Raw genomic sequence first — 13,528 nt, 5'->3', positions numbered from 1 at the left:
ATACGATAGCAAAGTTCTTCAGGTTATCTCAGCTTTGATAATTCTTGTTTTCTTTGAATTTTACATGATTTCTATATATAAAGGTGCTTCGAATCTTCTTCAGGTTATGATGGGATTGCCGTATAAGTATGGAGTCTTACTGGTTGCACTACCTGTTATAGTTTATACCTCCTTGGGAGGTTTCAGAGCTGTAGTATTGACCGATTTTATTCAAGGAATACTTCTTCTTTTTGGAGGAGTTTCTCTCTTCACCGTTTTGGTTTATAAAATGGGAGGTATAGGCTCTGGCTTGGAGGCACTTTCTCATATAACCCTGCCTGGAGGAACTTCCGGAAAAGTGCTGTTAACGCTTGGAGGATATGGACCCCCTCCCATACTAAAGGCTGGAATGATGATCCCATTTATACTTAGTCTGACCTTTGCCATAAGTATCGCACAGCTATCGAGCCCTCAGCTTGTCATAAGATTTTATGCTGCGAGGGATAAAAGAGTTATAAGAAAGGGAATGCTTCTCACACCAATACTTATAGGTCTTTTTGCTGTAACTGTATTCTCTATAGGCCCATTTGCACATCTTTTTATTAAGGGTGTGAAAGATCCTGATCTTGTTATTCCCCTTTTGACTCGTAAACTCTTTCCTGAGGCTCTTTCCTCTGTTATTTTGGTTGCTGCGCTTGCTGCAGCCATGTCAACTGTGAACTCAAACCTGATGATTCTTTCAAGCTCGCTTGTTAAGGATATCCTCGGATCGCGTGATGTTCGCTTTGCCAGGGTTTCGGTGGTTATACTTGGTTTAATTTCTCCTCTACTGGCTCTTAAACCCCCTGGCATAATTGTTACCATAGTTGGCCTTGCCTTTTCAGTTATAACGTCTGCTTTTCTGATTCCTCTTCTTATGGGGCTTTATTCTAAGAAACCCTCGAAAAGCGGAGCCCTGCTTTCGATGGTTATTTCTGTAATTTCCTGTGTGGTATGGCAAATCTTCTTTTATAAAAAGCTATTTATATACCCTGTTATCCCTGGCTTAATCATGGCTTTTCTGTTCTACTACTTGGGAGCTTTACTGTCCAAATCTAAGGGAGAGGAAGCGATTTCGCCCTCCGCTTCCGCTAACTGAGCGGAGGGCGAAAGCTTTTTATTAGATAGTATATTTACACTATTCTTTGTTTATGTAATATACCTATATGTGGCATGGTTTTCAGCTCCTGCAATGCTTATGCTATTTGTGTAAAATTTCGCCTATAGGGGGGTGTTTTCATGGCAAAGAAAGTGGCAGTAGCGGTGGTGATTCTGGCCGTTCTCGTAGGAATAGTCTTCCCTGCTTTAGGGGCAGCAAAATATAAGATGAAGGTTGCTTATGTAGTCCCCGTAGGTTATCCACATGATGTGGCAATGAGACAGGTCTTTAAGCCGTATGTTGAGAAGCACTCGGGTGGTAGGATAGTGGTGGAATTATTTCCTGCAGGCCAGCTGGGTGGGGATGCGGAGACAATAGAGTCTCTTCAGCTGGGTAGCCTTGAGGTTTGCTTGCCAGCAACAGCAATCCTTGCTTCGTTTGAGCCTAAGCTTCAAATTCTTGATCTTCCATATCTTTTCAGAACGAAAGAGGATGCCTATAATATGCTTGATGGTCCAAAGGGACAGAAGCTTGCCAGTTATCTACTGAAAAAAGGATTAAGAAGCCTTGCTTTTGCCGAGATAGGTTTTAGACATATAGGTAACAATTGTAGACCCATTCATAGGCCTGAAGATTTAAGGGGACTCAAGATAAGGGTAATGCGGGCTCCCACTTATATGGATATGTTTAGAACGTGGGGAGCTAGCCCTACACCTATTGGCTTCTCAGAGCTTTATTCTGCGCTTCAACAAGGTGTGATTGATGGGCAGGATAATCCCGTTTTCGTGATGAAGTCCTTGAAGTTATATGAGGTTCAGAAGTATCTGTCCTTAACTGCACATACTTATGCCAGCATCTCTGTTCTTATAAGCGAAAGGTTTTATCAATCCTTGCCAAAGGATCTTCAGAAAGTTGTATCTGATGCTGCAATGGCTTTCAGAAATGCGCAAAGAAAGATTTGCAACGAAAGGGAAGAAAAGGAATTAGCGTTTTTAAGGAAGAGAATGATAGTAAATGAGCTAACTCCGGAGGAGAAGGAAGTGTTCGCTAAGGCAGCGCAAGGAGTTTACAAGAGATTGAGGGATAGACTCGGACACGAGTTCTTTGACTCTATAGTTGGGGAGTTTTAAAGACTCTATTATGTTCAGGGCCCCGTGGGGGCCCTTATTTTTGAAAAGATGCTTTGTATGTTCTAAATTTCGGAGGTAGAGTCATGAGGGTAAGAGATTTTTTCAATAAGCTCGAGGAGTATCTTCTAATTGGGGGGATGGCCTTTATAGTGATCCTTGTTTTTGCGCAGGTGATAATGAGGTATATCTTTCTATATTCCCCTGCCTGGGTTCAGGAGCTATGCACATATATATTTATCTGGGGAGCATGGATTGGGGCGAGCTACGCTATTAGACAGCACTCTCATCTAAGGATTCGCTTTGTTTTAGAGAAATTTAATGGCAGATGGAGACTGTTTCTGGAGGTAGTTTCTCTTTTAATATGGTTCTTATTCTGTGTTTTTCTTGCTTGGACTGGAACCCAGCTTGTTATCCTTCTATTTCGTCATGGAGAGCTTTCCATAGCTATGCGCATACCCATAGGATACGCATATGCGTCTGTTCCTGTAGGTGGTGCGTTAATGGGGATAAGGCTCGTTAGTGAGATCGTATCTACATTGAAAAAGGTAGAGAGGTGGGGTTAGATAAAAGATGGAGGTATTTTGGTTATTCTTCCTTCTGTTTGCTTGTTTGGCTTTAGGAGTTCCTATAGGTATCTCAATAGGTGTTGCGACAGCTACGGTCATATTTTTCACCAGCAGCATTCCTTTAGTAATCATTGCGCAGAGATCCTTTACCGCTTTGAATTCCTTTCCTCTTTTAGCTATTCCTCTTTTTATTTTAGCTGGCGTCCTTATGGGAGCAGGTGGAGTTTCAAGGAGGCTTATCAATCTTGCTGATAGTATAGTTGGTTTTGCTACTGGAGGACTTGCTATGGTTACAGTGCTAGCTTGCATGTTCTTCAGTGCTATTTCTGGATCGAGTACTGCTACGGTTTCTGCAATTGGAAGCTTCATGATTCCTGAGATGGAAAAAAGAAATTACGATCGTGCATTTGCTGCTGCTCTTACCGCTGCGGCAGGTTGCATAGGTGTTATAATTCCACCAAGCATTTCTTTTGTCATCTATGGTATAGTTGCTCAGGTTTCTATTGGTAAGCTTTTTATTGCTGGGGTGATTCCGGGCATAGTTATGGGGTTATCGCTTATGGTGGTAGGATACTTTATCTCTAAAAAGCAGGGCTATTCCCGAGGAGTGGAACGTCCCTCCCTTTCTCGTGTGTGGAAGGCTTTCAAAGAAGCTATATGGGCTCTACTTGTACCCATAATAATCCTTGGGGGGATATATGGAGGTATTTTCACGCCTACGGAAGCAGGTGGGGTTTCAGTCGTTTATTCCGTTATAGTGGGTGTTTTTATCTATAGAGAGCTCGGCTGGAGAGAAATATATAATTCCTTAAAAGAGACGGTGAAGATAACCGGAGCTGTTATTTTCATGATAGGCTTATCGATGACATTTGCGAGATATCTAACTATAGAGAGAATTCCGATTAAGATAGTAAAGGCTTTATTAAGCGTTTCTGACAATCCTTATGTTATACTGTTCGTTATAAATCTCTTTCTCCTTGGTGTTGGATGCTTTATAGATAACTTTTCCTCTACGGTTATACTAACTCCTATTTTGCTTCCTATTATAAAGTGCATGGGAATAGATCCAGTGCATTTTGGTGTTATAATGACCATAGCTTTAACCATAGGTTTTATTACACCTCCTTATGGACCTAATCTCTTCGTTGCTTCTGCGGTTTCCAAAGTAAGCATGGAGATCATCTCGAGGAAAGTTCTGTGGTTTTTCTTGGTTTTGGTGCTGGTTTTAGTTTTGGTTACCTATGTGCCGTCTCTGAGCACCTATCTTGTTAATCTCCTGCTAAGATAATAAAAAGGGGGTAGGTTGTGTGTGAAAAAAGCTTTGAAGAGAATTGAAGAGCGGTTAAAGCTGGTTGAGAGTAAAAAGGATTTTCTTCAAAAGATTTTGGATGTAGTTCCTGTTCCCATATTTTGTGAGGATAAAGAAGGTAGATATATAGGTTGCAATAAAGCTTACGCAGATTTCATGGGTAAAAGCGTGGAGGAGATTTTATCCAAAGCGGTGACAGATGTTGTGCCTCCAGAACAAGCAGAGGAGATTTTTGAACGGGATAAAAAACTCATTTCCGAGGGAGGATTCATATCTGAGGAGAGAAAAATACTTCATCATGACGGCACGTATCATACTGTTATCCTGAATAAGACTGTCTTTACTGATGATGCCGGTGATCCTATAGGGTTAATAGGTGCTTTCCTCGATATAACCGAAATAATTGAAGCGAGAGAAAAGGAACGCCAGTATCTTAAAAAGCTTCAGTGTTTGGCTTCTGCGATTTCTCTTGCGAGAGAAAAGGAGCGCCAACGCGTAGCTAAGGAAATACATGATTCTATAGGGCAGAATTTGGCTCTTTCTAAGTTGAGGCTTCAGATGCTCCACGCTGGCATAAAGAGTAAAGAAATCCGAAAGCAGATAGAAGATATCATTGAAGTCTTGAATGAAAGCATACAGATAACCAAAGATCTAACCTTTGATCTCGGGATACCTGTTTTATATCAGCTCGGGTTGGAAGCAACCTTGTCTTGGCTTAGTGATAAGTTTTATAGCAAGTATGGGGTTGAGGTTAAATATACTTATGGTAATCTTTCTAAGAAATTCCCTATGGAGCTCGAAGCCTTTTTGGTTCGAGCAGTTCAGGAGCTTCTTACAAATGTGGTTAAGCATGCTAAGACTGATTTTGCCGAAGTTAAAGTAGATCTTAAAGATGAGAATACGATAAAGCTTGAGGTTAGGGATTATGGTTGTGGATTTGATATTAGCGCTGTGGAGGAAGGATACGGTATATTTAGTCTTCAGGAAACGGTGAAGCTTTTGGGTGGACGCATGGAAATATGCTCGATGGAAGGAGAAGGCACCGTTGTCTATATATTGGTTCCTATAAAGGCTTTTGAGGAAGGGAATGCAGATTCTGCGTAGAGGGGCGAGTTATCTTGGACAAAAGGTACGGTATTTTGTTGGCTGATGATCATAAGATATTAAGGGAAGGCTTAAAAGCCTTAATAAATGCGCAGAGTGACATGGTGGTGGTTGCTGAAGCTGCGGATGGTATGGAGGTCGTTGAACTGATGGAAAAAGTAAATCCCGCAGTTATCGTAATGGATGTAATGCTTCCCAAAATGAACGGCATAGATGCAACGAAAGTCATCCTCAGTAACAACAAAGAAGTTAAGGTGATAGCTTTATCGATGTATGCTAATGCTAATCTTATATCTGAAATGTTTAAGGCGGGAGCTTCTGGATACCTTCTTAAAGACTGTGCTTTTGATGAGTTGAGCAAAGCGATAAGAGCTGTAGCTAAGGGTGAGATATATATAGGTCCGGGTGTTAGAAAGATGCTTTCTGAAGCTTTTATAGAGATGCTATTGGGCGAAAAGCTTCGTAAGAGAAACGAGGAGGAAGAGCTTACTGCGCGTGAGATAGAGGTCCTTAAGCTTCTTGCGGAGGGGTATATAAATAAGGAAGTTGCTGATATTCTTCATATTAGTGTGAACACAGTTGCACGGCACAGACAAAATATAATGAGGAAGTTGAAGCTGAGAAATACTGCTGAATTAACGAGATATGCAATTCGCAAAGGATATGTCTCTCCCTAAGATCCCCTTTGGGCCCTCCCTGTAGTGTTTTAATGCTATTCCCTCGTCTTATTCTTTGATTATATGAGGTTATTGTTTGGAGATCACTCCCGGGCTATTCTACATTTAGGTAGTGTTGTAGGGGGTGATTTTTCAATGGTGCAGATCGATAACGATGTCATAGGAGGGGCTATTAGAGTCAGCCTTGGTGATGAATTACCTGAATATCCCGAGTTTGAACCTGGTGTTCCGAGAGCACCTGTGAGACCATTCAGGCTGTCCAGGGAGAGGGCAAAGATAGCTTTAAAGAACGCCCTGCGATATGTCCCTCCAAAGCTTCACGATGTTTTAGCTCCTGAGTTTATGGAGGAGCTCATAACTCGGGGAAGAATATACGCGTATCGCTATCGTCCCCCGGGTCGGATATGGGGGAAGCCTGTGGATCAGTATAAAGGAAGATGCTTGGCAGGAAAAGCTATCCAGGTCATGATAGATAATAACCTTGATTTTGAGGTAGCTCAGTATCCCTATGAGCTTGTTACATATGGGGAGTTTGGGAGGGTAGTGCAAAATTGGCTTCAATACAGATTGGTTAAAAGGTATCTTGAAATACTGGAGGAGAATCAAACCCTCGTTGTTATGTCTGGTCACCCTCTTGGTCTATTTAAATCACGTCCGGAAGCTCCTCGTGCAGTTATATCAAATGCAATTATGGTCGGTATGTATGACAACCTCGACGATTGGGAGATAGCGGCGGAGATGGGTGTTACAAATTATGGACAAATGACAGCGGGTGGGTGGTTTTTTATCGGTCCCCAAGGTATAATTCATGGTTGTTATAACTTACTTCGTCATGCTGCAAGAAAATATGGTCTTTCCGGCGATAGGGATGATTTAAGAGGGGTTCTTTACATAACTGCCGGTTTGGGAAGCATGAGTAGCGCTCAGGCTAAGGCAGCTCAAATAGCCAAGTGTGTAGCTGTTATAGCTGAGGTAAGGGATGACCTCATTGATAGGAGACTGGAGCAAGGATGGCTCGATTATGCCTCCTCTGATCTTGACGATATATTCGGAAAAGTCAAGCACTATCTTGCAACGAATAAAGGTTTTGTTGCTGCTTATCGTGGGAATGTAGTTAGGCTTCTTGAATATATCGTAGAACATGATATAGAGGTGAATATCCTCTCCGATCAGACATCCTGTCATATACCATACGATGGTGGATATGTCCCCGTTGATTTAACTTATGAGGAGATGAGAGAGCTCCTTGAGAGAGATAGAGAGCTGTTACGCGAATATGTAGATAGAAGCTTAAGAAAGCATTATCAGCTTATAAAAGCGATTACTGATAAAGGAGCGTTTTTCCTTGAGTATGGTAACTCTATTATGCAAGCCATGTTTAATGCTGGTGTTAAGGAGATAGCTCGTAATGGTAGAGACACAAGAGATGGTTTTATATTTCCGGATTTTATGGAAGCCATAACAGGACCGGAGTTATTCGATAAGGGATATGGACCATTCCGCTGGGTTTGCTTAAGTGGTAGAGAAGAGGATCTGGTAAGGACGGATGAGGCTGCGATGTCTTGCATTGATCCTGGAAGAAGTCCCCAGGATAGGGATAACTATAATTGGCTAAAGGAGGCAGGAAAGCACAATTTAACCGTTGGAACGAGGGCTAGAATGATATATCAGGATCTTGAGGGAAGAGTGAAAATAGCCTTGAAGTTCAATGATATGGTACGTCGTGGCGAAGTAGGTCCTATTTTTATAGGGAGGGATCATCATGACACTGGAGGAGCAGATTGCCCGATAAGAGAGACATCAAATGTAAAGGATGGTAGTAACGTTACGGCTGATATGGCAATTCATTGCTTTGCCGGAAATGCTTCGCGAGGGATGACATTCGTTGCCATAGGGAATGGTGGAGGAGTTGGTATTGGAAGGAGCCTTCATACGGGGTTTGGACTTTTATTGGATGGCAGTAGAAAAGTTGATGAAATCATAAAAAATGCTCTTAACTGGGATGTAATGGTGGGAGTTGCAAGACGTTCATGGGCTCGTAACCCCAATTCGATAGCTACAGCGGCAAAGCATAACAAGGAGCAGGAAGACATAATAACGCTTCCTTTCCTCGCTGCTGATGATGTGGTGAATGAAGTAGTTTCTTGGAGCTTTAAAAAACATGGGATTGCTGAAAGGTAGGTGAAATATAGCGTGGGTTATAGTAAGCTTTTCGACCCCATTAATATAGGTGAAGTTGAGATAAAGAACAGAATTGCCTTGGCTCCTATGGGGCTTACTGGTTTGGCTACAACTGAAGGAGGATTTAACGAAAGAGCGATAGAGTTCTTTGTTGAACGTGCGAGGGGTGGAGCTGGACTTCTAATAACTGGTCTGGTTAGAGTGGAAAATGAGATAGAGGAATTTGTAATGCCCTCTTCACCTTGCCCACTTTTAAACCCAGCCCATTTTCATCAAACATCGATTGAGCTTACGGAAAGGGTTCACTCGTATGATTGCAAAATTTTCCTCCAAGTTACGATGGGCTTTGGAAGAGTGGCCCATCCCAGCGTTTTGAAAAAGCGGCCGATTGCTCCATCTCCGATTCCCAACTATTGGAATCCAGATATCATATGTCGCGAGCTTAAAGTTGAGGAAATAGAAAAAATCATTTCCAGCTTTGGAGAGGTTGCGATTCTCGCCCGCGAAAGCGGTTTTGATGGCATAGAGGTTCATGCTCTTCATGAGGGATATCTTCTTGATCAGTTTGCGATTTCTTTCTTTAATCACAGAAAAGATAAGTATGGAGGATCCCTTGAAAATAGATTGCGCCCTGCTTTGGAGATACTCAGAATCATAAAGCAGAGTGCAGGGAAGGATTTCCCTGTGTTGATACGCTATAGCTTGAAAAGCTATGTTAAGGACTGGAATAAAGGAGCGCTTGTTGAAGAGACCTTTGAGGAGAGAGGGAGAGATATCAAAGAAGGGTTGGAAATTGCGGTTTTTCTTGAAAAAGCAGGATATGACGCCATCAATGTAGATGTGGGAAGTTATGAATCGTGGGATTTAGCTCATCCGCCTGGTTATCTCGATTATGGCGTTTATTTGCCGTTTTCGCTTGAGCTGAAAAAAAGATTAAGCGTACCTATTATAACTGCTGGGAAACTTCAGGATCCTGATATTGCTCGTAAAGCTGTAGAAAGTGGGAAGACGGATATGGTAGCTTTAGCGAGAGGGCTACTTGCGGATCCTCTTTGGCCTCTTAAGGTAAAAAAGAGGTTGTTTGGTAATATTAGGCCTTGCATAGGTTGCCATGTATGCTTAGGAAGGATTGCCCGGGGGAAAAACCTTTCCTGTGCTGTTAATCCCACTGCAGGTAGAGAAAAAGATTATAGACTGTGTCCGGCTTCCAGGCGAAAACGGGTTGTGGTTGTCGGTGGTGGGGTGGCAGGCATGGAGGTAGCGAGAGTAGCGGCGATTAGGGGACATGAGGTTATTCTATTTGAGAGAGAAAAAGAGCTTGGAGGCCATCTAATAGCAGGTAGCATTCCAAGTTTTAAAAAGGATGATAGAAAGCTCCTGAACTGGTATAGGAAACAGGTTGAGGATTACGGAATTACTATGAGGCTCGAGGAGGAAGCCGATTGCAGGACGATAGAAACTCTCTCTCCTGATAGTGTAGTTATCGCCACTGGTTCGCTTCCTTCTCTTCCTCAGATAAATGGCTTAGAGAGAATGTCTGGTAGGGTCTTTACTGCAGAGGAAGTTCTTCTTAAAGATGGAAAAGGGATTGGGAATACTGTAGTAGTTGTGGGAGGGGGGCTTGTAGGATGCGAGGTTGCACTTTGGTTAAAGAGCCTGGGGAAATCTGTAAGCATAGTGGAGAAACTTGATAAATTGCTTCTTCTTGGAGATGTTGAACATCCGAATAAGTTGTTTCTTCTTAAGAAAATAGAATTCCATGATATTCGGGTTTACACAAAGGCAGTCATTAAAGAGATTTTCGAAAAAGGGATAGTCTTGGTATCAGACGGTTTAGAAAGGGAGATAGAAGTCGATGCTTTAATATTCGCTACTGGCTTCAAGAGTAGAAGAAAGCTTTATAACGATCTTTTGTCCAGTCCCGTTGAGCTTTTTATAGTAGGAGATGCTTTAAAGCCTGCGAATATAAAGCATGCCATTTGGTCTGCTTATGAAGTAGGATGCAAGATATAATTTTTAGACTTGTTGAAACGGAATGCTTCTCATTGAGATGAGGAAGCGTTTACCCTGAGCATTAGGGGCGAAATATAGGGGAGGAAATACTTGTTTTTCTAAGGGGTAAGAGAGATTCCGTTTCCTCTCTTAGGGTTTCAACCCAGCGATCTCAGCTCACATCGATGTGAGCTGAGATCAATTTTTGTGGGAGGGAAAAAACAAACATTTTTATTGACATAACTTAGCCTCGTTGGTAAAATTGGAAAGGTTTCCTAAGGGAGTTTTATCAAGAAGGAGGGGGTATTGTGCCTACTGTAAATCAGCTCGTTAGGGAAGGACGCAAGCCGAAGAAGAGAAGATCAAGCGCGCCGGCTCTTCAAGGGTGCCCTCAGAAAAGAGGAGTTTGCACGAGGGTCTATACGGTGACACCTAAGAAACCTAATTCGGCTCTAAGAAAGGTAGCAAGAGTTAGGCTTACGAATGGAATAGAGGTTACCGCCTATATTCCAGGGATAGGTCATAACCTGCAGGAGCACTCGGTTGTATTGATAAGAGGTGGACGTGTGAAAGATTTACCCGGAGTCAGATACCATATAATTCGAGGTGCGCTTGATGCTGCTGGCGTTGAGGGAAGACGACAGTCTCGTTCAAAATATGGCGTTAAAAGGCCGAAGAAGTAAAGGAAGGGAGTGTAAGCAGATATGCCAAGAAAGGGAAGGGTTCCTAAGAGGGTACTACCTCCGGATCCCGTATATGGTAGTTCGCTTGTTACCAAATTCATAAACTGTATGATGTGGGATGGAAAGAAAATAGTCTCGGAGTGGATTTTTTACGAAGCCATGAAGATAATAGAGGGGAAAATGAAAAAGCCACCTTTAGAGGTGCTTGAAAAGGCGGTAGAAAACGTTAAGCCTATCCTTGAGGTTAGACCAAGGAGAGTGGGGGGAGCTACTTATCAGGTTCCAGTGGAGGTGCCTCCTCACAGACAGCTTTCTTTAGCCGTTAGATGGATAATTAACGCTGCGAGAAGCAAAAAGGGCAAACCTATGTGTGAGAAGCTTGCGCAGGAAATAATGGATGCTTATAAGGGAGAAGGCGCAGCCGTTAAGAAGAAGGAGGATGTACATAGAATGGCGGAAGCCAATAGAGCTTTTGCTCATTATAGGTGGTAGATAGTTAAAAGGGAGGAGAAAATGGCGAAGAAGGTTCTGGGTAGGGAATACGCACTTGACAAAATAAGGAATATAGGAATAGCGGCACACATAGACGCGGGGAAGACTACTACTACGGAACGTATTCTATTTTACACGGGAAGGGTTCGTCGCATGGGAGAAGTAGATGAAGGAACTGCTACCATGGATTGGATGATCCAGGAGCAAGAAAGAGGCATCACGATTACCGCTGCGTCTACTACATGCTATTGGAAAGGTTATTGTATAAATATTATCGATACGCCCGGCCATGTGGACTTTACTGTAGAGGTGGAGCGGTCTTTACGTGTTTTAGATGGAGTTGTTGCTCTTTTTTGCGCTGTTGGTGGGGTCGAGCCTCAATCTGAAACTGTCTGGCGGCAGGCGGACAAATATCGTGTTCCCAGAATAGCTTATGTTAATAAGATGGACAGGATAGGTGCAGATTTCGAGTTTGTAGTTGAGCAGTTGAGAAAGAGGCTTGGGGCTAACGCAGTTCCAATACAGCTTCCGTTGGGATGTGAGGAGAGCTTTAAAGGAGTGGTTGATCTCATCAAGATGAAAGCAGTTGTTTACCTAGATGAGCTTGGGACGCAGTATAGATATGTTGATATTCCGCCGGAGCTTTTGGATAAAGCTATGGAGAAGAGAGAAGAGCTTATAACCGTTTTAGCCGACTTTGACGAAAATATCATGGAGAAATATCTGGCTGAGCAGCCGATTTCCGAGGATGAGATTAAATCGGCTTTGAGAAAGGCTACTTTGGAGCTTAAGGTTGTGCCTGTTCTTTGTGGATCATCCTTCAAGAATAAGGGCGTTCAACTTCTGCTTGATGCTATTGTTGATTATCTCCCTTCTCCTCTGGACATTCCTCCGATAAAGGGAACGAATCCGGTGACAAACGAAATTGAGGAGAGAAAACCGCTTGATGAGGAGCCATTTTCTGCTTTAGCTTTCAAAGTAATGGTTGATCCATACGTTGGAAAACTTGTTTACTGCAGGATATACTCTGGGACCATAACCGCTGGAAGCTATATATATAACGTTACAAAGGGCAAAAGAGAGAGAGTTTCGAGAATCTTAAGAATGCACGCTAATAAAAGAGAGGATATAAAAGAAGCAGGTCCTGGTATGATAGTGGCTATACCTGCTCTGAAGTTCACGACAACGGGAGATACTTTGAGCGATCCTGAGCACCCCATCCTTCTTGAGAAAATGACCTTCCCGGAACCGGTAGTTTCTATAGCTATAGAGCCTAAGACGCAAGCTGACAACGTTAAACTTGCAGAAACGCTCAAGTGGTTGGCAGAGGAAGATCCTACATTCAGGGTAAGGTATGATGAAGAAACCGGGCAGACGCTTATATGGGGTATGGGAGAATTACATCTCGAGGTAATAGCTGACAGGATAAGAAGAGAATTTAAGATTGGAGCCAAGCTTGGTAAGCCGCAGGTGGCTTATAAAGAGTCCATTAGGATTCCAGCGGAGGCTGAGGGCAAATTTATCAGACAGAGTGGAGGAAGAGGGCAGTATGGACATGTCTGGCTTCGCTTGGAACCTCTGCCAAATCATACGGGCTTTGAGTTTATTGATGAAACAAAGGGAGGGGTTATACCAAAGGAATTTATTCCTGCGATAGAGAAGGGCGTTAGGGAAGCCTCTACCTTTGGAGTTTTGGCAGGATATATGGTAACGGGAATAAGAGTTATCGTGTTTGATGGTTCTTATCATGAGGTCGATTCCTCGGAGCTTGCTTTTAAGATAGCTGCTTCCATAGCCTTTAAGGAAGCCATGAAAAAGGCAGAGCCCTTTTTGTTGGAACCGGTTATGGAGGTGGAAGTTGTCTTACCAGAGCAGTATTTAGGGGATGTAATAGGGGATTTGAACGCAAGACGAGGAAAGATAGAACAAATAGATCAGAGAGGAAGCACGAGGATAGTTAGGGCTTTGGTTCCATTAGCAGAAATGTTTGGATATGCGACTGTATTACGATCCAAAACTCAAGGTAGGGCCATGTACACCATGAGGTTTTCGAGATATGAGGAGGTTCCCCCAGATGTTGCCGAAAAGCTCCTGCTTGTAGGGGCTATAAGCTTGAGAAGATAAATCAAATTTCAAAAGGAGGGTGATTTTAAAGATGGCTAAGGAGAAATTTGAGAGGAAGAAGCCGCATTTGAATGTTGGAACGATAGGTCATATAGATCATGGTAAGACGACGTTGACGGCTGCGATAACGCGGGTGTTATCTCAGCATGGTTT

General features: G+C 42.8%; 11 protein-coding genes and 1 pseudogene. All 12 read left to right on the top strand.

Annotated elements, in window-relative coordinates; translation table 11 throughout:
* Nucleotides 1-1,117: sodium/proline symporter (locus J7M13_04045; protein MCD6363157.1), on the top strand; the 1,117-nt coding region annotated here is incomplete at its 5' end.
* A gap of 140 nt (nucleotides 1,118-1,257) precedes the next feature.
* Nucleotides 1,258-2,247, top strand: coding sequence for a DctP family TRAP transporter solute-binding subunit (locus J7M13_04040; GenBank protein ID MCD6363156.1), 990 nt, complete (start codon nucleotides 1,258-1,260; stop codon nucleotides 2,245-2,247).
* 83 nt (nucleotides 2,248-2,330) lie between these two features.
* On the top strand, nucleotides 2,331-2,810 hold the full coding sequence (locus J7M13_04035; protein ID MCD6363155.1) for a TRAP transporter small permease: 480 nt from the start codon (nucleotides 2,331-2,333) through the stop codon (nucleotides 2,808-2,810).
* Nucleotides 2,811-2,817: 7 nt separating this feature from the next.
* On the top strand, nucleotides 2,818-4,101 hold the full coding sequence (locus J7M13_04030) for a TRAP transporter large permease (GenBank protein MCD6363154.1): 1,284 nt from the start codon (nucleotides 2,818-2,820) through the stop codon (nucleotides 4,099-4,101).
* Nucleotides 4,102-4,122: 21 nt separating this feature from the next.
* Complete coding sequence (locus J7M13_04025) at nucleotides 4,123-5,226, top strand: PAS domain S-box protein (protein ID MCD6363153.1); 1,104 nt, start codon at nucleotides 4,123-4,125, stop codon at nucleotides 5,224-5,226.
* Between the two features lie 32 nt (nucleotides 5,227-5,258).
* Nucleotides 5,259-5,903: a response regulator transcription factor gene (locus J7M13_04020; protein ID MCD6363152.1), complete on the top strand. Its 645-nt coding sequence runs from the start codon at nucleotides 5,259-5,261 to the stop codon at nucleotides 5,901-5,903.
* A gap of 135 nt (nucleotides 5,904-6,038) precedes the next feature.
* Nucleotides 6,039-8,084 (top strand): urocanate hydratase, encoded by a 2,046-nt coding sequence (locus J7M13_04015; GenBank protein ID MCD6363151.1) that lies wholly within the window; start codon nucleotides 6,039-6,041, stop codon nucleotides 8,082-8,084.
* A gap of 27 nt (nucleotides 8,085-8,111) precedes the next feature.
* Nucleotides 8,112-10,097 (top strand): annotated as a pseudogene (locus J7M13_04010) (FAD-dependent oxidoreductase).
* 287 nt (nucleotides 10,098-10,384) lie between these two features.
* Entirely contained in the window at nucleotides 10,385-10,759 is a 375-nt protein-coding gene (locus tag J7M13_04005) for a 30S ribosomal protein S12 (GenBank protein MCD6363150.1), read from the top strand.
* Between the two features lie 21 nt (nucleotides 10,760-10,780).
* On the top strand, nucleotides 10,781-11,251 hold the full coding sequence (gene rpsG / locus J7M13_04000) for a 30S ribosomal protein S7 (GenBank protein ID MCD6363149.1): 471 nt from the start codon (nucleotides 10,781-10,783) through the stop codon (nucleotides 11,249-11,251).
* A gap of 36 nt (nucleotides 11,252-11,287) precedes the next feature.
* A complete protein-coding gene (gene fusA, locus J7M13_03995; GenBank protein ID MCD6363148.1) occupies nucleotides 11,288-13,375 on the top strand; it encodes an elongation factor G in 2,088 nt (695 codons plus the stop codon).
* 31 nt (nucleotides 13,376-13,406) lie between these two features.
* Nucleotides 13,407-13,528 (top strand): elongation factor Tu (tuf, locus tag J7M13_03990; GenBank protein ID MCD6363147.1); only part of this gene is annotated, 122 nt, incomplete at its 3' end.

The sequence above is a fragment of the Synergistota bacterium genome (assembly GCA_021159885.1).
GTDB lineage: Bacteria > Synergistota > GBS-1 > GBS-1 > GBS-1 > AUK310.
Note: the sequence above shows the minus strand (reverse complement) of the source record. Positions and strands in the feature narration are given on the sequence as shown.